Below are 24,209 nucleotides of genomic sequence, written 5' to 3' on the forward strand. Positions count from 1 at the left end.
GTTCGTCCCGACATCCGGGCTCCCTATGATTCAGTGGGAAAAGCTTCTCTGGTTCACCAGCTACATCATTGTTTCCGCCGGATTGTCCGCCTTTGGCGCGCACAAGGTCAAAGTCCTGTACACCTATTGGAAGCACCGTAAAAACCGCCCGCAACCGCTAAGCCGCTTCACCGAACTGCCCCTGATCACCATCCAACTCCCCATCTTTAACGAGGCGGATGTCTTGGGTCAATTGGTGAACTCCATCAGTGCGCTCGACTACCCGAAGGACCGTCTTCAGATCCAATTTCTGGATGACTCCACAGACGAAACGACCGTCGCCTGCCAGCGCTATGTGGAAAGGATGCAGCAGCAGGGATTCGAGGTGGAGTATCGCCACCGCACCAATCGGCAAGGTTTTAAAGCCGGTGCTCTGGATGCCGCCATGCCGACGGTGAAGGGGGAGTTCATCTGCATTTTCGACGCAGACTTCCAGCCAGAGTCCGACTACCTCAACAAGACGATCCACCATTTCACCGACCCACAGGTGGGCATCGTTCAGGCCCGCTGGGGACATAACAACCGCAGCTTTTCCCTCCTCACCCGCCTGCAAGCCATTCTCCTGGATGGGCACCTCATGCTGGAGCAGACTTCCCGCAGTCGTCAGGGCGAGTTCTGCAACTTCAACGGCACTGCAGGTCTCTGGCGCCGACGGGTCATTGATGAAGCGGGCGGGTGGAAGCATGACACCCTGACGGAGGACTTGGACCTCAGCTATCGAGCCCAACTTCTTGGGTGGCGCTTTATTTACCTCAATGACGTCCTTGTGCCTGCGGAGCTTCCCCCTGACATGGACGGTTTCAAATCTCAGCAGCACCGCTGGACCAAAGGCTCTGTGCAGGTCTGCAAAAAAGTGCTCGGGCGAGTCTGGCGCAGTGATGAGCCTTTCATGAAAAAAGTAGAGGCCACAGCTCATCTGACCTCCAACTTTGCCAACCTCCTCACCCTCTGCACCCTGGTGCTGCTCTACCCGGTCGATTTCCTTCCCGTGAACTCCTGGCAGAAGGCCGTCTTCATCGATCTTCCCGTCTTCCTGTTCGCCACGGTGGCCGTGATCGCTTTTTATCTCACAGCCCAAGGCACCCAAAGCCGCTGGGGCTGGCTGAAAACCATTCCCTACATCCCCCTCTTTATGGGGTTGGGGATTGGTATGTCCATCAACAATGGCAAGGCTGTCATTGAAGCCCTGCTCGGCAAGGAATCGGAATTTGTGCGCACTCCGAAATACGGAGTTAACAGCAAGGCGCAGGCCTCCAAAAAATCCTTCCGCTACAAGGCGGGAAAATCACTCTGCCTGTGGATCGAGCTCGCTTTGGTCGGTTACTTCGGACATCTGCTCTGGCTGGCGATTGAAAAAGAACAATGGGGATCTCTCCCCTTCCTGGCCCTCTTTCTCTTCGGCTTCCTCTATGTTTCTCTGGGCTCTCTCTTGAAGCGCTTCTCCATGGACTTTTTCTCCACACCTCCGCCTCCAGAGCAGGGCCCCGAAGAAGACACGCCTGAGGTCGTGACGGCCTAGCCGAGGAACTCCATCACTCTTTGGTGATGGTTTCATCCAAGTTCAGCAGCACGCGTGCGACCACGACCAAGGGAGGTGCGTCTTCAGCTGCCGTGGATTGGCCTTGGCGTTTGAAGAGATCAAGTAGGAGGGCCGCCTCCTTTGCCGTCGGTTGACGGGCTGTGCACAGCTCAAAACCATGGACAATCGCTTGTGCGGGGTCGCCCTTGCCTGCCTGCTCCATGCGAGAGGCGAGGCTCCGTGCGGCCTCCATGCTCAGAGTCTCATTCAGCGTCATCAGAGCCTGCAGCGGGGTATTGCTGCGAGCACGTCGCACACAGGCCGTTTCACCGTTTGGTACATCGAACGTGGTAAGGAACGGATACGGTGTGCTACGACGACGGAAGACATAAACACTGCGGCGATATTTTTGACCGTCATCCTCCACTTTCCACGGGAAGGGAGCGTAGCTGGCAGGTTTTTCAAACATGTACGCAGGTGCCGGTGGCATGACGCTGCGCCCACCTAACTGATCGTTCAACAATCCACTTACGGACAGTTGAATGTCGCGCACGACTTCACCCTCCACACGGAAGCGAGGGCCTCGAGCGAGCAAACGGTTGTAGGGATCCTTTTCCAGCAATGCAGGGGTTATCTTACTGTCCTGCTGATAAGTGGCGCTGGTGACGATGAGACGGTGCAACTCTTTGACTGACCAGCCTTGATCCATGAATTCACGAGCTAACCAATCCAACAGTTCAGGATGGCTCGGTTTGCTGCCTTGAATGCCAAAATCTTCAGGCGTATCCACCAGGCCCGTGCCGAAGTAGGCCTGCCAAACGCGGTTCACAAACGCTCGTGCGGTGGTGGGCGCTTGTTTGGAAACCAGCCACTTGGCAAAAGTCAGACGCGATCCGTCAGCGCCCTTGGGCAAGGGGTTATTAAGCATGGCGGGCACGCCCGCATTCACCCGATCTCCCGGCTTGAGGAAATCTCCACGTTTGAGCAAATGCGTCATTCGCGGTTCCGCACGGGCGTCCAGAGTCAATGTCGTCGTGCCCTCTGGATGTTGTTTCCACAGCGCTTCGATCTGATCATTGATGGGTTTCCATTCAGGAATCGTAGTGCGGAAATAGCTGAAGGCTTGGCGCTGTCTTGCATCCGCTTGGGTCATCGCTAAGCCATCGCGCTTCTCCACCCACTGACGCACAGCGGCAGGCAGTGGATCCGCTTCAACATCCGCTCGCTCGCTCACGCTGATGCGATAACGCCCCAAGTTCATGGTCTGGAGGTCATCGCTGTTCCAGCCACCATGCTTCATGCTCAAACCGACGGTCAGTTGCGAGTCGGCCCCGACTTCAATGGGCTTCTCCAGCACAAACACCGCCTTGCGTGGCACATTTCGCAAACCAGGCCCCGCATCGATCCCCCAAGCCGTCTTCTCATTGCCATCAATGGCGTAGCTCACAGGCCCGGTCACCCTCTGGTCCTTGGCCCCCTCCTTTTCACGAGCATAGGCCGCGAGTGGTGTGTTCTCTGGTTCACCGAAATCCGCACTGGCACGCACAAACTTCAGCGGTGTGAGTTTACCATTCACCATCATCTCGGCGGTGAACTCCGTCAGTGCCGCCAAGCCTTTCTGCGAACGACCTGGACCATACGCGGGGAGATTGGGATCATTCATCAACTCCAGCCTGAAAGCCGCAACTTTGAAAGGCTCCACCCGTTCCTGCTTAACGACGAACTTCACATGCGACTTGGTGGGGGCATAACCCTGGGCAAGGATACTGCCATCCTTCTGACGCAGGGCTTTCTCGCCACCGGCTGGATCATCTTCAAATTTCAGCGTGGTCCATTTCCGCTGATTCCCCTTCATCTGCGCCACCCATGCGTCCATACGCTGGGGCCAATCCGGGTTCTCGTGCTGGAGTTGGTTTTCCAGTTCTTGAATGCCCTGCAAGACACGGCTCCGCTGCATCTGCTCCGCCGCGGTGTAAACCACCCGCCAAGGCTCATTGTCATTGTTCAGGAAAGCGAACATCTGATAGTACTCCTCCTGACTGATCGGGTCATACTTATGGTTATGGCATTGGGTGCAGCCGATGGTGAGTCCCAGGATGCTTTTGCCAATGGTGTCCATACGATCAAACATGGCCTCCATGCGAAACTGCTCGGGATCCACGCCACCTTCCTCATTGATCATCGAGTTGCGCAAAAAACCTGTCGCCACGATTTGATCTTGTGTGGCTTTGGGAAGTTGATCACCGGCGATTTGGTCGATGATGAATTGATCGTAAGGCAGGTCGCGATTGAAGGCGGAGATGACCCAATCACGGTAAAACCAGATGAAGCGCATCGGGTCTTTTTCATACCCATTGCTATCGGCGTAACGTGCTGCGTCTAACCAATGGCGACCCCAGCGCTCGCCGTAATGCGGGCTGGCCAGGAGTTTATCCACCCGGCGTTTGTAGGCGGCCTGCTTGTCCGAGGAAACCTGCATCTCCTTCACAAAGGCGCTGACCTCTTCGGGCGAAGGCGGTAAGCCCAGCAAGTCCAGATACAAACGTCGGATCAAAGTCTCCGGGGCCGCTTGAGAAGCAGGTTTCAGCCCTTCGCGACTCAAGCGCTGATGAATGAACGCATCAATGGGATGCTCCGAGGATGGAAGTGCCGCTTTGACGGGACTTTTGAAAGCCCAATGATCCACCTTCGTCTCCAGGCTCACGCTGGCAGAGTCAGGCCATTCAGCTCCGCCATCGATCCAAGCCTTGATGGTCGCCACCTGTTGAGCCGTCAACGGATCACCCCGACGAGGCATTCGCATCTTCGGGTTCTTGCCTTCGATAGCATGAACGAGCACGGAATCGGCACTGTGCCCGGGTTTGATGGCCAAGCCAAAGTCGCCCCCCTTCAGGGCGCTGGGTTTATGATCCAGGCGGAAGGCCGCCTCTTGTTTGTTGCTGCCATGGCAGGAGTAGCAGTGCTCTGCAAAGATGGGCTGCACCTCTTTCACAAAGTCCACCGACGCTGCCGACAACAGCATCGGCGACGAGAAGGCAAGCATGGAGAAAAAAGGCGTCCGCATGGGCAAGTCGTGAGAAGGCTGAAAACGTCTTAACTTATACGAAGGTGTCTCCGCAATCCCAACGCTCACGGCATGGAGTATTCAGGAGCCTCCCGTCCACGTTTTCCGTGAAAAGCCATCGTCAAAAAGCATATCAAATTTGCCCGACGGGGGCTCCCCAGAGTAGGCTAGGGCATGTCACGCTCCGCTACCCCTGATCTCGAAACCTTGACCGGCCTGGTGGAGCGGGTGGTCTATCACACCGAGGACACCGGCTATTGCATCCTCAAAGTCATTCCGCAAGGACGCCGGGAAAGTGTCAGTCTGCTGGGCAAAGCACCGCGCGTCGTGGCAGGTGAGCAATTTGAAGCCACCGGACGCTGGGAAACCACCCGCGACTACGGCAGTCAGTTTAAGGCCGAAAACCTCAAGCTCACCCGGCCCGACTCCAGTGAAGGCATTGAGAAATACCTGGGCAGTGGCCTCATCGAGGGGATCGGTCCCGCTTACGCCAAGCGGCTCGTGAAGAAGTTTGGCCGATCCATCTTTGAGATCATCGAAAATGAATCCGCCAAGCTGGAGGATGTGGAGGGCATTGGGCGCAAACGCCGCCAGGAGATTCGGGATTCCTGGATCAAGCAGAAGTCCGTGCACAACATCATGCTCTTCCTGCACCAGCACGGCATCAGCTCATCGCGTGCGTTGCGCATTCACAAGACCTATGGGGATGAAGCCTTGTCGGTGCTGACTTCCAATCCCTATCGTCTGGCTCAGGACATCCATGGCATCGGCTTTAAAACAGCCGACAGCATCGCTCATCAGATGGGGGTGGCCCATGATGCCCCGACACGCATTCGGGCCGGCATTCGACATGTTCTGGAAACGGCCGCCTCCAGCGGTCACTGCTGCTTACCCGAGCCTCAAACCATCGAACAAACTCTGCAACTCTTGGGCTGCGCCGACACCTTGGTTCACGCGCAGATTGAGGCCTTGATCGAATCCGATGAGGTGGAGCGCCACACACTTCAAGGCCACCACGTCCTGTATTTGTCCTACCTACGAGCAGCCGAGCAAAGCATCGCCACCAGCATCCATCACCTCTGCGCCTTCCCTGCTTCCTATCCGCCCATGGATCCAGACGCCATGGTCACGTGGGCCGCACAGGAAACGGGTAAACCGCTCGCCGAAAGCCAGCAGCGAGCTGTGAAGGAAGCTCTCAAAAGCCGCTGCCTCATCATCACCGGCGGTCCCGGGGTGGGGAAAACCACCATCCTACGCACCATCCTCGCGATTCTGGGCAAGCTGGATGTGAAGCGTGTGCTCGCAGCCCCGACAGGACGAGCCGCCAAGCGGCTCAACGAGAGCACTGGGCTGGATGCCAAAACCCTGCATCGGCTGCTGGAATACCAAGGCCAGGGCCAATGGGGCAGGCATCGCGGCAAACCGCTGACTGGCGATCTCTTTGTTGTGGATGAGTGCTCCATGCTGGATGCCCCGCTCATGGCACAGTTCTTATCAGCTCTGCCCGAAGGTGCCCATTTGCTCCTCGTCGGGGATGCCGATCAGCTTCCCTCCGTCGGTCCTGGCATGGTCCTCTATGATCTCATCCGTAGTGGCAAGGTGCCGTGTGTGAAGCTGACAGAAATCTTCCGCCAAGCGGCCACCAGCCGCATCATCACCAGCGCTCATGAGATCAATCGCGGGCGGGTTCCGGATCTCAAACCCCAGCGTGATGGCGACTTCTTTTTCCTGGAAACTCGATCCCCCGAGGAGACGCGTGACTTGATCGTCCAACTCGCTCAGCAGCGACTCCCCACTCGCTACGGCTTCAATCCGATTCTGGACATTCAGGTGCTTACCGCCATGAACCGTCACTTGTTAGGCACCAAGAGTCTCAACGAAGCCCTACAATCGGCGCTCAACCCGGCTCATGAGATGAAATATGAACTGGAGCGATTTCAGAACAAGTTCCGGGTGGGTGATAAGGTCATTCAGACGAACAACAACTATGACAAGGAAGTCTTTAACGGCGACATTGGGCACATCGTCACGATCGAGACTGAGCCACTGAAGGTGAGTGTTCGTTTTGAAGGAGATCGCTTGGTCGAATACGAACCGGGGGAACTCGATGAATTGCAGTTAGCTTATGCTCTGACGATCCACAAAAGCCAGGGCAGTGAATTTCCCTGCGTCATCATCCCCGTCAGCACCCAGCACTATGTCCTGCTGGAGCGTAGCCTGATCTACACTGCTGTGACGCGAGCTAAAAAGCTGGTGGTGCTCGTCGGTGATCCGCGCGCCCTCAGCCTCGCCATCAGCAAGCAGGAGAGCCGTAAACGGTGGACGGGTTTGTGTGAGCTTTTGTGAGGTGGTGGTCAAGGCTGTGCCACCTCACCGGCGTCTCCAGCCTTCAGACCCTCCACAAGCCGCTGAATGCCGCTGCGGGCAAACTCACTCGGCGGATAAAGACGACGGGCTTTGAGATACCAGGCGATGGCGGAACCCGATTGCTTCCGCTGCTCATGTTGCTTGGCCTTTTCGATGGCGCTGACAAACTCGCTGGCTTTCACACTCAGCTCCGAGCGCATCTTGGTGATCTCGGGATCTTCCGGAAACTGCTGATACTCACGCTCGATGGCTTCCCAGGCTCCGAAGCTGTTACCGTTTCGAGCGGACTCACCCGCAGCATGCACCACCATGTTCACGCGGCCAATATCGGTAAGCACCTGATTCAGTTGCTCTTGTCGGGCGGGATCATTGATCGATGCGGCAAGAAAACGTCCCTTATCATTGAACACCTGACGGAAATTTCTCTGGCTCAGAAGGCGATCCAGATCGAGCAAAGCCTGAGCTTGGATATCGCTGTTCTGACCGATCATGTTGGAGACCTCGCGGAGCTTGGGATTGGTGGGCCAGATTTCTGCCGCGCCTTTGAGTTCCGCAGCGACTGCCGTTTGATCCCCTTTCACCGCCGCAGCACGGGCTGCAGTCAGACGCATGTCACTGAGTGTGCGGGCGGTTTCAATGGCGGCCAGAGGCTTGGAGAAATCAAAGTCGCTGGAGGATTGGCGGAGCTTTTTCACCAACTCTTCCGCCAAGCCGAAATCCCGCATCTCCAGGGCATTGATGAGCTGATTGCCGTCTCGCACATAATCGAGAACTTTCAGCTTCGTCACCATGGGCAACCGCCGAACCCGCGGCAGATACTCACCGACCGCATACGCCTCCATGAGGCGCTTGCTCGCACTGTCGTAGTCCTGACGCAGCACGAGCTGCTCAAAGGCCACGACCGCTTCATCCACTCCTCGGATTGCCTCGGCGGAGAATCCGTCGATCAAGCTCACCGTCGGCGGCATGCCCGTGGTGGCGGAGAACATCTTTTTCAGGTCCGAGTTGTCGTCCAATTGCAGCACACTGTCGCCGTCCCGGAACATGTGCGGATAGAGGCGGCAAGCGATGATGGCATGCTCAAACCGACGCTGCATGAAGAGTTGCACCATCAGGGCCTGGAACTGGGTCTTACTGGTGACCTCGGAGAGGCCAATCGCTGTCTCATTCAGCTTCATTCTCGCCTCGATTTCAGCGATGCTTTTGATGTAACCTGAGACGCGGCCAAAGCTCATGTTGTTGCTCTGCTGCCGCTGCGCCGCCTGCTGGCGATTATTGGCATTCGCGCCACCTTTGGTGCTACCGCCGGAGGTGTTCGGGCTCAAGGGGGCACTGTTCATCCCCTGCTCCGTATTCCACTCCAGGTCCTTGCGCCGCTTCAGCATGGCGTCATTGGCCGAGCGCAGATTGTTCACCTTTCGCTGGGCCAGCCAGACATCCCACACGCCATTGGCAATGGTGTTGCAAATGCCCCCATCAATTGGGAACGCTCCTGCCTCGGGCAGCAGAGCAAAGGCCTTCGAGACATCTGGCCCACCGCTGCGTGTCGGGGCCAGCAGTTGGGTGATCTGCGCGATCAAATCACGATAGGCTTGATCGTCAGTGCTGTTCGCCTCCGGTGTCGCCAGATAGATCTCGAACTTCGACCGAGCCAGCCGGTTGTTGTTGAGATTCCACATTTTACCATCCCAGGTCACGGTTTCGCTACCGCTATCCACATGCGGAACGAGACCGCCAAAGATGGAATCCTGGCCCCCTTGCTGCCCGCCCCCACCTCCACCCGATGATGACGAAGAAGCAGAACTGCTCGGTGCAGAAGATGCGGGCGCGGGGCTGCTTGGTGATGGCAGCACTTGAGCTCCCAACCAAGCCGGAGAAAGGCACACAGCGGAAAACAGGACGAGTCTTTTCATGGGCTTCAGACTTCAGGCTTTGATCAGTTCCAGCACTTCCAGCACTCCTGTCTCCATGACACGGACTTTAAAAACGTAACGCTGGCCTCTTTGAATGTTGGTTTCCAGTTTAGAAGGCACCCAGACGGGCACAAAGGAACCTGCCTCAGACACCTGCACGCTGAAAAGTCGGCCATCGACGGCACGCCAGTTATCCAGTCGGTCATCCACCGTTCCCTCCACCTTGTAGGTGTTGCCACTCAATGCGGTGGAGCTTTCCAGATACTCCTCCGTGCTCAAGGCCGTGACTCCCGTCATCGGGTCCGTGGTTCGATTCAGCAGCGCGTAGCCGCCTCCAATGCCCAGGCCCACCAGGGCGAGCAGTCCGATGAGATGGCTGGGTTTCAGTCCTGATTGCGCACGTCGAGCCATGAAAAGGGAGGAATTTAAACCGAGTCTAACGGAGCACGCGACAGGCGGCAACATTGACCGTGCATATTTACCGTAAAAGCGCCGGTTAGTTGCGCGTCAACATCATCAAAAGCTGCTGCGCAGGCTGAAATCCAGGATTGATCTGCAGGGCACGTTGCGCCGCTGAGATCGCCTGATCCCGCTGCCCAAGCTGAGCCAGGATCGTCGCCCGGGCATAAGGTATCCCGGCGTCGGCCGGATCGGCCCCTTCACCTTTCCGCAGAGCGTCCATGGCTTCCGCCGTGCGGCCCTGGCCATTGAGAGCCAACCCAAGATTGTACCAAGCCCGAGCAAATTGGGGGGCCTGCTTCACACACTCGCGCAGCGCTGCAATCGTCGCCTCCATATCGCCCGTTTCACTCAGAGCCAGCCCGAGTTCATAGTGAAATTGCGCTTCTTGGGGAGCCAAGCGGATGGCATCGCGAAGTTTCTCGATCAACTTCGCCGTGTTCCCCGCAGCACTGTAAAGCATGGCCAAATCATGATGGAACGGAGGTGAATTGGGATCCCAGCGGATCGCCGTTTCCATGTGTTGGATCGCCGTCGGCACATCCCGCAGAGCATAGTAGAACTGGCCGAGCTGCATCTGACCACTTGGTTGATCCGCATTCAGTCTCAACATGTGCTGGAGTTCTTTTCCAGCAACGCTGTCCAGATTCAGCGATTCCCGCAGTGACCATGCTGCCGTGACACGCACGCTGCGCACGGGGTCCTCCAACAGCTTCTCCGCCGCACTGCGCAAGCTACTGCTTTGCAAAGCAGGCTCAATGACGCGTGCCGCAGACTGCCTGACGAGGGGGTGCTCATGCTCAAGCTGGCGGGCCACGGCTTGCTGCACTTGGGGTTCGGTCATCCAGCGATCCAGCAAAAGGGTTGCACTGGCTTTCCAGTGCGGCGTGTCATCGCTCTCCAGCAGTGCCAGCAAGCCATCACGCCCCTCGGGATTGCCCTGCCGTGCTTTCGCAATCGTCATCGCCCGTGACCGGGTGCGACGATTCATCTTCTCGCCATACCATTTGTCCGTCGCGGCAAGAGCCCAGTCCACGGTTTGATCCTGATGGCATTTATTGCAGGCATTCGGCACTCCGTATTCCTTGGTCAAGAGCGGGTCTGGGATGGTGAAACCGTGATCGTGACGTGGATGCCTCTGCATGTAGGTCGTCTGCGGCATATGGCAGTTGATGCATTCATTCCCCGTGCTGGTGGGTTGGTGAAAGCTGTGCATCTCCGGCAAGATCGCCGGCGCATTCGGGAACCCGCCCGCGGTGTGGCAGCGCATGCAGAGTTGGTTACCCGGCAGGATGGTCTTCATGCTATGCATGTCATGACAGTCCATGCAGCGCACCCCGGCATGATACATGCGACTGCTGATGAAACTCGCAAACTCGTAGTTCTCATCGCGGATCTGACCATCGGGATAATAGACATCCGTGTGATCCGTGATCGTCAGCAGGTAGTGATCCCAAAAGGATTCCCCAGGCACAAAGTCCCCCGTGATTTCACCCCGCCGGGCATGGCATCCCGCACAGTTATCCACCTGCTGATCCCGGCTCCATTTCACCAAAGTCGGGTCTTTTTGACCGCTACCCTTGTATTGCCGCTGCCAGTCATCATGCGCCTTCATGGGCCCGTGGCAGGATTCACAGCTCACCGTCAGTTGAGCCATGGAGGTATGGTAGGTATCGGTGTCGGGATCGTAGTTTTTCCGCACCCGCGTGTTGTGGCAGCTCGCGCACATCTGATTCCACACCATGCCACGCCCGGTCCAGTGGCCCCACTCACCAGGTTGGCGATCTTCATCGCCATAGACATTGAACCAATCGCCTTTTTTGGGATCGAAGCAGGCCTCCATCGCATGCAGGCGGCCCTTTTGCCCTTTCACGAGGAATTGCCGCAAAGGCGCATGCCCAATGACTCGCTCCACCGGATAGGCCTCACGTTTGTTATCAAAGCCCAAGGAGATGATCTCATACACATCCCCTTCTTTCTTGGCCTCAGTGGTCTGACTGCCGTGATGGAAAACCTGCGGGGGTTGAAAACCCGCGAGATCAAGTTTGTCCTCGGGCAGCCTCTCCGCCAGACCGTGATGAGAGGTCTTCCACTTGTCGTATTCAGTGCTGTGGCATTCCTTGCAAGACTCGGCCCCCGCATAAGTCGCGAAGGTGGCCTTCTCATCAGGCATAATAAAGGGTTGCAGCTTCCCTTTCGGACCCGCCACCGATAAGGCCGTCACCGGCACTTCCTTGTAACTTTTCTTCGGCCACATCGCCCAGCCGATCAATCCCATCACGGCCACCAGCCCACCCGCCACCAGTAGCATCCCCCCGGATGAACCTGCATCAGCGGGAGGTGGGGAGGGTTGGGGATCCTGGCGGCGTTTTTTCATGTCTCTTGAATACGTGGCAAAGCGGAGCCCCGTCAACGCAGGGGAGGCCTGAACCTGTCAAAAGAGTGGGCGAAAACGCGTTCGTCACTTCGCTCTCGCGGCAATCGGGCTGGCGAATTGGAAGACCCGAGTATCCGGCTTCACATCCGCCAGGATATCCTTCCACGGCAGCACAAACTCCACGTATCCCATGGCATAAGGCCCGATTTCATACGGATCATAGCTGAAGCCGATCCCTCCAGGCGTGAGATACCAGGTCTCGTTCAGTTCCAAGCGATCCTCAAAGAGGCCAGCCTCCGTCAACGGATCCTTGGCTTTGAGCCCCCGCTGCTCACGCAAGAGATTCGCCGCCGCTCCGGCCCAGTGTTTATCATACCCAGGCTTAATCAGGTCCAGCAGCATCACTTCCTCACCTGTCTCCAGGTCAAAGCAGCGGTAACTTTTGCTGGAGTTGCCATGCGCACCGCCCTCATAGGCCCAGGTCAGATACTCAATCGTCAGGTAACCATGATCGTTCATCACCACCTTCTGCTCATCCATCGCTGAAAAGACATACGTGAACTCGTCATCATCACTGACCTCGGCGGTGTTTTGCGCGGCTTGAGTCAGCGCTTTGAGAATGTCATTTTCTGAGGGATTCTCCGGCACTTTTTCTCCCTGAGCATCGCCCTCACCCCCGGTCGGCACATTATGGGCATCTTGCCGAAGAACCCGATTGATGGCTTTGGCCGCTTTGGACTCGGAGGCCAGTTGCACATATCTCACCTCGATCTCTCGACCTTGGTTCCGCGTGTTCTTCCGCAGAGTATTCACCGCCTTAAGAGCCGTCGTCACGACTTTGACGGATCCGGCCGGATAACTCTCTTTCAGCTCGATGGGCAGCTGCTTTTTCCCATCCGGCGATGACCACGTGCCCGCGATGACCTGACCTTTGAGTTTCACCTTCCACTCACCCGTGAAAGTTTCGCTGCCATTGAAAGCCTCATTTTCACGGAGCCTCACCGCGCCTTCATCATCCGATGACACCTGAGAAAGGCTGATGGGCACGCCTGTCTTGTGGTAGTAATAACTGCCGTCATACGTGCTCACGCCATCCTCCTGAACAGAGGCGCTCAGCAACAGGGTGATGCCCAGCCCGTTGCCGATTTGTCCCTCGAATCGCCGCTGCCAATCGCTCTCCTGAGATTCTTGAGCCCGCAGGCCGCCAAGAGAGCCAACCAACAATGCAGCAAAGAGGAAAATCTTCATAGACATGGGAAATCCGCGCCAGAATGCCCCTGCATCCTCGGCTGACAACCTCTTTCACCGCGAACAAAAAAGACCCAAAGACCAAGCTCGACTCTTTTTCACAAACGGATTTCAAGCGAATCGCTTGTCCCGAGAGTCTGATTCCCTAGTGTGAGGCACCCCCATGGCGCTTAAAGCCACCATTCTTAAAGCTCGAATCGACGTCTCGGACCTCGACCGAAATCACTACACCGATCACCAGCTCACCCTGGCCCAACATCCTTCTGAAACCAACGAAAGGTTGATGGTCCGGCTCCTGGCCTACGTGCTGAATGCACCTGCCGACAATGACCGTGGCACCTTGGAGTTCGGTAAAGACATGTGGGACCCCGACGAAGCCTGCCTTTGGCAGAAGGACCTGACCGGCTTAGTCGTCCACTGGATCGAGGTGGGGCAACCTGATGAAAAACGCCTGCAACGGCTCTGCAGCCGCTCCGAATGCGTCACCGTGTATGCCTACGGCAGCAGCACCGACGCGTGGTGGACAGACATCTCTGGGAAACTGACTCGTCTGCAAAACCTCAAGATCTGGCAGATCCCTGCCGAGCAAAGTGAGCAACTGGCCACCCTGACAAAGCGCTCCATGGACCTGCACATCACGATTCAGGATGGAGCGCTGTGGGTGGGTAATGACGAGGAATCGGTCGAGATCACTCTCCGCCAGCTTCACGGCGAGGCTTAAGCCCCGGGCTTGATAATGGCGGGCACCATCTCCAACGGATCGTCCATTTTCCGCTGGAGCGCTTGGAGCTGAATGAACAGGGTGTTCACGCGCTCTTGCTGAGCCGGCGCATCCGCGAGATCGTGCAACTCCTCGGGATCTTCTGCCACATGATACAAGCGCAGCGTCATCGCCTCCGGATAGGCGATGAGCTTCCAGCCATCCACAATGATGGCCCGCTGGAAATTCAGGTAGGCCCCATACACAGGTGCCGCAGTCGCCTGCGTGGACTTGCCCTCGATCAAAGGCAGCAAGCTATGAAAATCCACATCGTCAGCTTGAGCGTCGGCGATGTCCAGGCTCGTGGCCATGACATCCTGAAGATAAATGCTGGCGTCGATTTTCCCCGGCTGAACCCCAGGTCCTTTCACGAGGAACGGCACGCGCAGGCTGTGCTCATGCATATTCTGTTTGCCTAACAAACCATGCTTACCCACAGCCAACCCATGGTCAGCCGTGAAAAAGATCCACGTCTTGTCAGCCTGACCACTGGCATCCAAAGCCGCCAGCACACGCCCAATCTGGGCATCCAGGTGGGTGATCAGTGCATAGTACTCCGCCCGATGCGTCTTGATGGCAAACTCCGTGCGCGGAAACGGAGCCAGCTTCTCATCCCGCAGCGTCGGGCCGCAGCCGATCTTGTCCTTGTAAGGATACTCGGGTAAAAAGCTCTCCGGCACCTGGATACGATCCAGCGGATACTTAGCCACATACTCCGCAGGAGACTGGCGTGGGTCATGCGGTGCGTTGAAGGCCACATACATGAAGAAGGGCTTTTCCTTGCCTGCGCCCTTTTGCAGATAAGCCACCGCATCATCAGCGGTCACTTCGCTCCAGTGTTTACCGCCCTGCCAATAGCCACCCAGATCCGGGTCAGATGGGCTCCACGGATCAGGCTGCCCCATGAGCGGGCGATTGTAACTGCTGGGCGTATCTTTCGGCATGCCGGAGCGCACATTCGAGGTTTGGTCAAAGCAGCGTGCGGCATCCACCGCCACATGCCATTTGCCGGTCATCAGCGTCTCATACCCATGCGCGGCCATGCGCTGCGACCACATCTTCCCTTGGGTCATCGCCTGTTTCAGATCCGTCTTCTGCGCCCGCCACACGTATTTCCCCGTGTTCAGCATGGTGCGGCTGGCGATGCAGACCGCTCCGCTCCACGAGCCCATGTTATAGGCATGGGTGAAAACCTTTCCGCTGTTGGCTAAGCGATCCAAATGCGGGGTTTCAATGTCAGTGTGCTCGAAGGCACGGATGGCATCATACGTGAAATCATCTGCAAAGAGGAACAGCACATTCGGTTTCTCAGCCGCCCACAGGCTGGCGTGGAGAAGACAAGCGCAAAGGATCAGAAACTTCGAATACATGGGATGAAAGCAAACGAACGAAAAACATCGTCATTTCAGCGCATTCCCCTGGCGTGTTGTATGCTTGTCTGTGGCCTTGATCTCGTCTATTAACTGCCATGAATTCGACTGCTTTGCCTGCTGGTGGACGTCCTGAGGAAGTCCTGATCCTAGGCGGTGGTTTTGCTGGGCTGACTTGCGCGAAAGAATTGAGTGACCCGCGCTTTCACGTCACCCTCGTTGACCGCTGGAACCACCACCTTTTTCAACCCCTGCTCTATCAGGTCGCGACCGCAGGTCTCTCCACCACAGAGATCGCCCAGCCGCTGCGCTCCATCCTCGCTGATCATAAGAATGTGACCACCCTCATGGATGAGGTCACCCAGATCGACCTGGAGAAGAAAACCGTCCTCACCAAGGAGCGCACCCTGGTTTACGATCACCTCGTCATCGCCCTGGGGGCCAAGACCGGTTTCTTTGGCCGCAATGAATGGGAGCCCTTCACCTTCGGCCTGAAAAGCCTGGAAGATGCCATGCATATCCGCCGAGAGGTGCTGCTGGCCTTTGAAAAAGCTGAGGCCGCCAATGACCCTGCGGAAACCGCCCGTCTGCTGACCATGGTCGTGGTCGGTGGCGGCCCGACCGGGGTGGAAATGTCCGGCTCTTTAGCCGAGTTGGCCAAGGTGGTGTTGCGAGATGACTTCCGCCGCATCGACCCCACCCAGGCTCACGTTCACCTCATCGAGGCGGGACCCAAACTGCTGCCTATGTTCTCCGAAGGCCTCACGCGCTACACTCGTGAGCACCTGGAGGACATTGGCGTCAGCGTGCACCTCAACTGCCCGGTCAAGGAAGTGGGCAAGGGATACGTCATCGCCGGAGAGCAACGCATCGAAGCTGACATCATCATCTGGGCCGCTGGTGTCGAGGCCAGCCCCGTCACCCGCACCCTCGCGGGCGTGCCGCTGGATCGCGGAGGCCGCATCCAGGTGCAGCCGGATCTCAGCCTCCCCGGCTATCCCCAAGTCTATGCGGCGGGGGATCTCGTCAGCCTCACGGATGTCAAAGGCGTGCGTGTCCCCGGCGTCTGCCCAGCAGCCATTCAGATGGGCCAGCACATCGCCAAAGTGATCACCAAAGGTGACCGCATCCCCTACGCCTATTGGGACAAAGGCAGCATGGCCACCATCGGTCGCAAAGCCGCTGTCGCCATGTTCAAGGGCATGAACTTCCGTGGCTTCTTCGCCTGGCTCATGTGGCTCTTCGTTCACCTGCTCTTCCTCGTCGGCATGCGCAACCGTGCCGCTGTCTTCCTGCACTGGGTGTGGAGCTACTTCACTTGGCAACGCGGTGCCCGGATCATCATGCCCCGGCAACAGTAAAGCTCCTGCTGCACATCGACCTGAGATAAAACTTTAGACCACCCACTCCCCTGGTGCGGAGGGTTGATTTACAACCCGTCACAGTGTACGAGAAAGGGATGCATTGTCGTTTCGTCCCAACCTTGCTGGCGACCTTGCTCCTCCTCGCCAGCTCGTCCCCAGCCGCCAGCGTGCTCGTCTATTATGATGGCAGCGCCTCCGGCACCACCTTGCTGGATCAGAGCGGCAACGGCTACAACTCCGCCTTCGATGCCAATGGCACAACAGGAACTGGTTCAACCATCCTCACCACCACCCCCGCCTATTCTGGCAGCGGGGCCTACGTCTCCCTCACCGCCAATGGCACCAACCAGAGCGGTCGTTACGGTGTCACCACCAGCGGCCTCAGCTACGACTTCAACAACAGCAGTTGGTCCGTGGCCATGTTTTACAATCGGCAATCCACGGCCACCAACGATACGCTCTTCCACATCGGTGTGGGTGATGGCTTCGGGGGTGAAAACGAACTGTATGCCTGGGCCACAGCCAGCAGCACTACCCTGTCCCTCCAGCACTATCCGGATGCCGATGTGAATCTGGGGGCTTCCAATAAGATGAACCTGAACGCTTGGCATCACCTCGCGGTCACCTTCACGGCCTCGGGCCTCAATGACGGCACCGGCGTGCTCAACTATTACGTGGATGGCACCCTCATCGGCACCGACAGCACCTTCACCCTGGCCACGAACAACAGCTTCTTCTTTGGCGGCCAAGGGTCCGGCACTTCGGATCGTAACTTCATCGGCTTCATGGATGAGATGGCCCTTTATCAAGGTGTCTTGGACGCCAGCCAGATCACCGATCTCGCCAGCGGCGTGAAAACCCCGCTCAGCGTTATCCCCGAACCCAGCCGCATGGCTTTTCTCATGCTCGGCTTGCTCGGATGGGGGATGAGGCGGCGGCGGTAACTCCTTTGCTGCCATCATCTTGATTCAAAGTTCAAAGGGTCGGATCCTTTTCGATAAGGGCCGCCAGCAGTTCCTTCACGGACAGAGTCGCAATCGCCGTGGCATAATCACTCATGGCATAGGGGAGGATCAACTCGCCCGCATGCAGCAGTGATCCACAGCTATAAACCACATTCGGCACATAGCCTTCACGCTCATTGCCTTCAGGTGACAAGAGCGGGTGCCGCAGACGACCGATGACCCGGGTCGGGTCATCGAGATCCAAGAGGACTGCGGAGATGCAATATTTACGCATGGGGCCGACGCCATGCGTCATCACCAGCCACCCCGCCGGGGTCTCAATGGGTGAGCCGCAGTTTCCCACTTTGACAGACTCCCAGACCTCCGCAGGCCGGAGCAAGATCTGAGGCGAACTCCAATGATGAAGATTGTCCGAAAACATCACGAACAAATTTTCATCATCCTGCCTGGAAAGCATGGCGTAGCGGCCATGAATCCGGCGCGGAAACAGAGCCATCCCTTTGTTTTCCAATGCGCTTCCATTCAACGTGAGCATCCGGAAATGCAGAAAATCCTCCGTCTCAATGAACTGGGGAAGGATCGCCCGGCCATTGTAGGCCGTGTAGGTCGCGTAATACATGACTGAGCCGTCATCCTCCACAAAGCGGACGAACCTAGCGTCTTCAATGCCATTGCTTTCGTTTGGGGAAACTGGGAAAATAATGCGTTCGCTCAAAGCCAGCTTAGGGGAAAAGCACAATTCATAATTGGAATCGGCCAGCCACTGGATGCAGTCGAGCGTGCGCCGAATGTCCTGCGTGACAGGCAAGGTCTCACGGCGGAATCTGTCCATACTTTCCCCCAACTCCCCACGTGTAAACTGCCCCCCTAATCGGGACATCACCGCCCCGGCGCTATCGTTGTCAAAGCCCATCTCATGGAGTTTGAGGACGAAAGTTTTCTTCCGGTAACTTGGGTTTGGCAGCACTTCAGGGGCACTGACGTAGCGAGACACCGGAGCGAACGAGAGGGCTCCTTGGGCCGTGAGAATGCCATCCCTAAATTCGATGGAAGAAATGTGCCCCTCGCCTGTCGCTCGCAAGCTCATGATGAAACGCAGCCCGCCTTCAGGAATCCCAGACTGGTCAGGATGCGGGACAATGGACGGATTGAACAAAGCAGCGGACTCCAGAGCATACTCCCCTGAAAACAGCGCGCCAATAAGCTGCTTCCTTTCCTCGGAAAGCGGACGCTGGGTGAAGATATGGGCTTCCACCTTCGCATAATGAGCCCTGAAAATAGCCGTAATGTCGAGGTGTCTGGAGTCGAACTCCTCACGCACATGAACGAGTTCGTCACGAGCTTCGGACTCACTCAGAGACAGCGCCCTGCCAATGATGGCGGCAATGCGCTGGGGGTTGGCCGGAATGTAGGGACGAATGATGACCCTGGCACTTTCCGGCCGCAGCAGCATTTCATGGCGATGGATGGAGATCGGGTTCATGTAGCGGGTAATGGCTGGGCCAGGGGATGCTCGGCCGCGCTCATTTCCGCGCGGGCGATGTGGAAGGCGAGCGTGGACTCCGCCCCCTGGTTTTCATTGGCCCGATCCCTGTGGAGGCCATCCCGGCATCCCCCGGTGGCTGCATCATACAATGAAATGCCCAAATCATTGCGTCCCAGAAACCATTCAAACGCCCGTTTAGCCTCATCCCGCCAAGTCTTATCCCCAGTGAGGCGAAAAGCTTCCAGACATGCCGACACCATGGCCTGCGCCTCCACCGGTTGCTGATCAAAATCAGCCCGGGCTCCGCCCTTCACGTAAAAGCCATTGCTGCCGATCGGGCGGAAGTGATTGGCCTGCGTGCGCTGTAGGGACGCCAGCCATCGCAGAGACATCAAACCCACCTCAAGCCCCTCTTTGTGAGGCATCACGGCTGAGCTGACCAGAAGCGACTGACAGAGGCGTGCATTGTCGTAAGTCACCGATGGCTCAAACCACAGCCAGTCATCCGAAGCGGACTCCAGCCATAGTTTGACCAGCCGAAAAACCAGCCTTCGCTGCACCTCCCTGGCTTTTTGATCCCATGGGGCAAATCTCAGATATTCATCCAGCCCCAGCATGGTGAAGGCCCATGCCCGGGGGGATGTGAAAGATTCGACGGCGTGCAACCCCTCTTCGAATAAATAGGCGCATAGCTGCGCCTTGCTTTTGTTCGACGCTTTGGCCGCACCCGTGCCCAATGCCCACAGCGCACGGCCATGGCTGTCTTCACTGCCCGCCTCTTCCAGCCACTGACGGCCATGACTCATGAAGTTCCGGAAACGACCGGTATCCCGGTTCAGCGCTGCGGTCAGAAATGCCAAGTAGCGGGAGGCCAGAGCCTCGAGTTTCTGCCCCGAGGTACTGCCATGCTCCTCCATCAAAAGAGTGCAGAGGATGAGTGCCCTCGCATTGTCATCCGTGCAGTAACCATGATGAAAATCCGGCACACTGAACACCGCATGCTGGAACAGCCCAGTTCCATCAGTCATGTGATCCAGGTGGTCCAGCCGCAAGGCCGGCAGCTCATAGGCCCGTGAAGAACGTATCCAGTCGGCATAACTCGGCCGAGAAGTTCTCTTCCAATCTGAGCAGGCGTGCTGAAATGAATGCCAATACCGTTGCGCCACGGCAGGCCAGATCATTTCACGCCCCCATTGATAAGCTGCCTTTCGCGTCCTTTCCATCTCTGCTGGCGAGTCAAGGTACTGGCAGACCGCCCGGGCGATGCCTGCAGGGTCGCAGAACGGCGTCAGCAGGCCACGCCCCTCCGCCAGAAGCTCCGTGGCATGCCAATACGGCGTCGAGACCACGGCTTTACCCGCGCCAAAGACATAAGCCAGCGTCCCGGAAGTAATTTGCTCTTCATTCAAGTAAGGGGTCACATAAATGTCCGTGGCCTTGATGAACTCCGTCAGATCTTCCAAGGTCACGAACCGGTTGTAGAAAATCACGTTTCCCCTCACCCCCAGCTCCTCGGCCAAGCGTTCCAGGCTGAGGCGGTAGCGCTCGCCTTCTTTGGCAATCAAATGCGGATGTGTCGCACCTAACACCAAGTACACCACTTGAGGATGGCGCTTCACGATTTCCGGCAGCGCTGCGATGACATGCTCAATCCCCTTCCCCGGGCCTAACAAACCAAACGTCAAGAGAACATGGTGGTCCTGCACACCGAATTGTCTTTTCCAAAGACCCGAATCCGTAAACGGAATATCCGGAATGCCGTGAGGAATCACGTCAATTTTTGTGAGGTGCACACCATAGACTTCATTCAGGATCTCAGCCCCCTTGTTCGCCATCACGACAAGCCTGTCGCTACGCTGAACCAGCTCATCCATCACCTTTCTTTGGGGAGGAGAAGGATTTTGTAGAATGGTGTGCAGCGTCGTCACCACAGGCATCCGCACCTCCTTCAACAGCGCAAGGAGATGACTACCCGCCACGCCGCCGTATATACCGAATTCATGCTGAACGCTCAGCATGTCCATGTTTTGATAATTCAGAAAATCCGCAGCACGCCGGTAGGAATCCAAGTCCTTTTCCTGCAATTCATAACAAACTCTGGAGGGATACTTATACCCTTCAGGACGGTCGTTGACCGCCACGACCGAACAAGGCACCGAAGCGCTTTCATAAATCGCTTCACAAAGGTCATGCGTGAATGTCGCAATTCCACATCTCCTGGGCTCATAACCACCAACGAAAGCGATGTGCCTCAGGTTGGGAGACTTTCTCAAAGCAGTGACTCCCAAAGGTAATTCATGCCACAACAGACACCCGTTAACCAATTAAGCAACAGCTGACACCGTTTGTTTGGCCTTCCTCTCTGGCTTTGTCCTAGAAACCGAGCGACGATCCCCACCATCGAATGCGCCTGCCCTGGAACCCAGCCGCATGGCTTTCCTGACGGTTGGCCTGCCTGGGTTCAGAGCAAGGAGCCTCCGATATCAATGTGGACGATCAGCCCTGACCTCAGCCGCTGTCTCAGGGTGATCCGCCGTGTGCGGAAAAGCCGAGGCCCCGACCCAAGACGGTGATACGAGAATTGGAGGTGGTGCTTTAGTGATTGAGGATCTTTCTAAAATCCCCTCGCCTTCTTCGCCGGGAATCATCCCAATCAAGGGCATGAAGGAGAACCTTCTGAAAGATTGGATGTGTCCCGACACTGGCTCTCGGCAAGCTGTGCCAAATGTGGCGGAGTGGAACGGAGGGCAGCGCATAGGAAATATGCCGTTCCCCCGATGCCTCTGAGGGGGGATGGAATACCACGGAGAATCTTTTGTGCAGTTTTGGGCGCTTTTTGCACAGGAGCAATTCCTTGCTGTTCAACCCCTTAGCACCCCAGAACGCCGTCGTTGACGACAAAATGAAAACTGTTTACACCGTGGAAAATCGGGTCTGGAAATGGGCCTCCTGCCCTCTGGGGGAAATTTTTCACGCGCAGCCTGCACGCTCTGTGCTAAACATCTCGCCCCGTCAGACTGGACGGTAACTTTTACCCCTCAATACCATGCCGAAAAAGACCATCCGCGACATCGACCTGAGCAACAAGCGCGTCCTCGTGCGCGTGGACTTCAACGTGCCTCTCGAAGAGAAGGACGGACAAATGGTCATCACCGACTCCACCCGCATCCAGGAGACCCTGCCGACCCTGAAGTATCTGATCGAAAAAGGTGCCAAGGTGATCCTGTGCAGCCACCTGGGCCGTCCGAAGGGTCAGCGTGATCCGAAGCAGTCCCTGGCTCCTGTGGCCCCTGCCCTGGCAGAGTTGCTGGGCACCGCCGTGGAGTTCTCCGAAGAGACCACCGGTGAATCCGCCAAAGCCAAGGCCCTGGCCCTGCCTGCCGGTGGCGTGCTGCTGCTGGAAAACACCCGCTACCATGCCGGTGAAGAAAAAAATGACGCCGAACTGGCCAAGGGCCTCGCTGATCTGGCCGAAGTGTTTGTGAACGACGCCTTTGGCTCTGCTCACCGCGCCCACAGCTCCACCGCCGGTGTGGCCGATTACCTCCCTGCCGTGTCCGGTTTGCTCATGGAAAAAGAGCTGACCTACCTGCACGACGAACTGGAAAACCCTGAGCGCCCGTTCGTGGTGATCCTCGGCGGTGCCAAGGTGAACGACAAGATCGAGGTCATCAATCGCCTCTTGGAAAAGGCCGACACCATCATCATCGGCGGTGGCATGGCCTACACCTTCCGCAAGATCGTGCAGGGCATCAGCATCGGCAAAAGCCTCTACAAACCCGAGTGGGAGCCGATCGCCCAGGCCGCCATCGATAAGGCTAAGGAGCGCGGCGTGAAGCTGCTCATCCCCGTGGACGCGATGATCACCGACGCGTTTGATTTTGACGCCAAGAAGCTGGGCAACACCAAGTACACCGGCGTGAACGAGAACATCCCCGAAGGCTGGGAAGGTGTGGACATCGGCCCTGAGTCCGTGAAGCTCTTCTCCGAAGAGATCGCCAAGGCCAAGACGGTGATCTGGAACGGCCCGATGGGTGTGTTCGAAATCAAAGAGTCCGCCAAAGGCTCCTTCGACGTGGCTGAAGCCGTGGCCGCCAACTCCGCCGCCAAGACCATCATCGGTGGCGGCGACAGCGTGAAGGCCGTGAAGAAAGCCAAGCTGGCCGACAAAATGACCTTCATCTCCACCGGCGGCGGTGCCTCCCTAGAACTCCTCGAAGGTAAAATCCTCCCCGGCGTGGCCTGCCTGCAGGAGAAGTAAGACTGATGACTCTTTGCAGTAGCTGGCGGTTGTCGGCGATGGTTTGCCTGGATTGAAAAACAAACCCAAAACCTCCCACAGCAACCAGCTCCTGCCCCCTGCAACCACTGCAAACCACGGCCAACAATCGTAAACCACCGCTAACTCCCACATGACCTACGTTCGCAAACCCATCATTGCCGCCAACTGGAAGATGCACATGACACCCCAGGAGACGGACGATTTCCTCCGTGCTTTCTCCCGCTTGGTGCCTGAGAAGTGCCCCATCCAAATCGTGGTGGCTCCACCCGCCGTCAGCCTGAGCAAGGCCCACGAAGTGCTGCTGAACGCTCGTGAAGAGGTGGTGGAGCTAGCCGCACAGAACATGAGCCAATTCCCCGGCGGTGCTTACACGGGTGAGATCAGTGCCCGCATGGTGAAGGAGTGCGGCTGCCGCCACGTGATCCTCGGTCACAGCGAGCGCCGCAGCCTGTATGGCGAAACCAACGCGATTGTGAACGCCAAGGTCCTGGCCGCGCTGGAAGCCCGCCTGCACCCCATCCTTTGCATCGGTGAAACCCTCGAAGAACGCGATGGCGGTCTGATCGAGAAAGTCCTGGAAAGCCAACTCCGCGAATCCCTCGCTGAAGTGGGTGCCCGCCGCGTGTTGGATGTTGTCATCGCTTATGAGCCCGTCTGGGCCATTGGCACCGGCCGCACCGCCAGCCCTCAACAGGCTCAGGATGCCCATGCCTTCACCCGCAGCGTGCTCACCGAGATGTTCGGTGAAGACACTGCCCAAAAGATCCGCATCCAATACGGTGGCAGCGTGAAGCCGAACAACATGGCCGAGTTGATCAGCCAGAAAGACGTGGACGGCGCGCTCGTCGGCGGTGCGAGCCTGGAAAGCGGTAGCTTCTGGGAAATCTGCCGTGCAGCCATCGACTGGGCCAACGCTCAGTAATCCAACTCTCCCTTTTGAATGAGGCGGCATCGGTTCCCGATGCCGCCTTTTCTTTTTTCATTTCAGTTGCATTC

The 24,209-nt window shown here is 57.3% G+C and carries 15 protein-coding genes; 7 read left to right on the forward strand and 8 right to left on the reverse strand.

Features of this window, described 5'->3' with window-relative positions:
- The first annotated feature begins 25 nt into the window (after positions 1-25).
- Complete coding sequence (locus tag B5D61_RS06645) at positions 26-1,558, forward strand: glycosyltransferase (RefSeq protein WP_078812531.1); 1,533 nt, start codon at positions 26-28, stop codon at positions 1,556-1,558.
- 13 nt (positions 1,559-1,571) lie between these two features.
- Here B5D61_RS06645 and B5D61_RS06650 read toward each other — a convergent pair whose 3' ends face one another.
- Entirely contained in the window at positions 1,572-4,622 is a 3,051-nt protein-coding gene (locus tag B5D61_RS06650) for a PSD1 and planctomycete cytochrome C domain-containing protein (RefSeq protein ID WP_078812532.1), read from the reverse strand.
- A gap of 174 nt (positions 4,623-4,796) precedes the next feature.
- Between B5D61_RS06650 and recD2 the strand changes: the two genes are divergently transcribed.
- Entirely contained in the window at positions 4,797-6,968 is a 2,172-nt protein-coding gene (gene recD2, locus B5D61_RS06655; RefSeq protein WP_078812533.1) for an SF1B family DNA helicase RecD2, read from the forward strand.
- A gap of 8 nt (positions 6,969-6,976) precedes the next feature.
- Here recD2 and B5D61_RS06660 read toward each other — a convergent pair whose 3' ends face one another.
- From B5D61_RS06660 to B5D61_RS06675, 4 genes are all read right to left on the reverse strand, one after another.
- Entirely contained in the window at positions 6,977-8,902 is a 1,926-nt protein-coding gene (locus tag B5D61_RS06660; protein WP_139373104.1) for a hypothetical protein, read from the reverse strand.
- A 12-nt stretch (positions 8,903-8,914) separates the two neighbouring features.
- Entirely contained in the window at positions 8,915-9,313 is a 399-nt protein-coding gene (locus B5D61_RS06665; protein WP_078812535.1) for a hypothetical protein, read from the reverse strand.
- 85 nt (positions 9,314-9,398) lie between these two features.
- Entirely contained in the window at positions 9,399-11,738 is a 2,340-nt protein-coding gene (locus B5D61_RS06670; protein WP_078812536.1) for a tetratricopeptide repeat protein, read from the reverse strand.
- Between the two features lie 84 nt (positions 11,739-11,822).
- Entirely contained in the window at positions 11,823-12,986 is a 1,164-nt protein-coding gene (locus tag B5D61_RS06675; protein ID WP_217698929.1) for a DUF3298 and DUF4163 domain-containing protein, read from the reverse strand.
- A 163-nt stretch (positions 12,987-13,149) separates the two neighbouring features.
- Here B5D61_RS06675 and B5D61_RS06680 point away from each other — a divergent pair, with 163 nt between their 5' ends.
- Positions 13,150-13,707 (forward strand): YaeQ family protein, encoded by a 558-nt coding sequence (locus B5D61_RS06680; RefSeq protein ID WP_078812538.1) that lies wholly within the window; start codon positions 13,150-13,152, stop codon positions 13,705-13,707.
- Here the strand turns inward: B5D61_RS06680 and B5D61_RS06685 are convergent.
- Positions 13,704-15,116, reverse strand: a complete 1,413-nt coding sequence (locus B5D61_RS06685; protein ID WP_078812539.1) for a sulfatase family protein — start codon at positions 15,114-15,116, stop codon at positions 13,704-13,706. The genes B5D61_RS06680 and B5D61_RS06685 overlap by 4 nt on opposite strands.
- A 98-nt stretch (positions 15,117-15,214) precedes the next feature.
- On the opposite strand from B5D61_RS06685, the gene B5D61_RS06690 reads away from it, so the two are divergent.
- Positions 15,215-16,477, forward strand: a complete 1,263-nt coding sequence (locus B5D61_RS06690; protein WP_078812540.1) for an NAD(P)/FAD-dependent oxidoreductase — start codon at positions 15,215-15,217, stop codon at positions 16,475-16,477.
- A gap of 98 nt (positions 16,478-16,575) precedes the next feature.
- Positions 16,576-17,424: a LamG-like jellyroll fold domain-containing protein gene (locus B5D61_RS06695; RefSeq protein WP_078812541.1), complete on the forward strand. Its 849-nt coding sequence runs from the start codon at positions 16,576-16,578 to the stop codon at positions 17,422-17,424.
- Between the two features lie 31 nt (positions 17,425-17,455).
- On the opposite strand, the gene B5D61_RS06700 is transcribed toward B5D61_RS06695, so the two are convergent.
- Positions 17,456-18,928, reverse strand: coding sequence for a glycoside hydrolase family 130 protein (locus tag B5D61_RS06700; RefSeq protein ID WP_139373105.1), 1,473 nt, complete (start codon positions 18,926-18,928; stop codon positions 17,456-17,458).
- Positions 18,925-21,255 (reverse strand): glycosyltransferase family 4 protein, encoded by a 2,331-nt coding sequence (locus B5D61_RS06705; RefSeq protein WP_342753356.1) that lies wholly within the window; start codon positions 21,253-21,255, stop codon positions 18,925-18,927. Before B5D61_RS06705 ends, B5D61_RS06700 begins: the two co-directional genes overlap by 4 nt.
- Positions 21,256-21,977: 722 nt before the next feature.
- On the opposite strand from B5D61_RS06705, the gene B5D61_RS06710 reads away from it, so the two are divergent.
- Both B5D61_RS06710 and tpiA read left to right on the forward strand, forming a co-directional pair.
- Complete coding sequence (locus tag B5D61_RS06710; protein ID WP_078812543.1) at positions 21,978-23,192, forward strand: phosphoglycerate kinase; 1,215 nt, start codon at positions 21,978-21,980, stop codon at positions 23,190-23,192.
- 151 nt (positions 23,193-23,343) lie between these two features.
- Positions 23,344-24,135, forward strand: a complete 792-nt coding sequence (tpiA, locus tag B5D61_RS06715) for a triose-phosphate isomerase (RefSeq protein ID WP_078812544.1) — start codon at positions 23,344-23,346, stop codon at positions 24,133-24,135.
- Positions 24,136-24,209: the final 74 nt, after the last annotated feature.

Source organism: Prosthecobacter debontii (assembly GCF_900167535.1).
In the GTDB taxonomy this organism is placed as follows: Bacteria; Verrucomicrobiota; Verrucomicrobiia; order Verrucomicrobiales; family Verrucomicrobiaceae; genus Prosthecobacter; species Prosthecobacter debontii.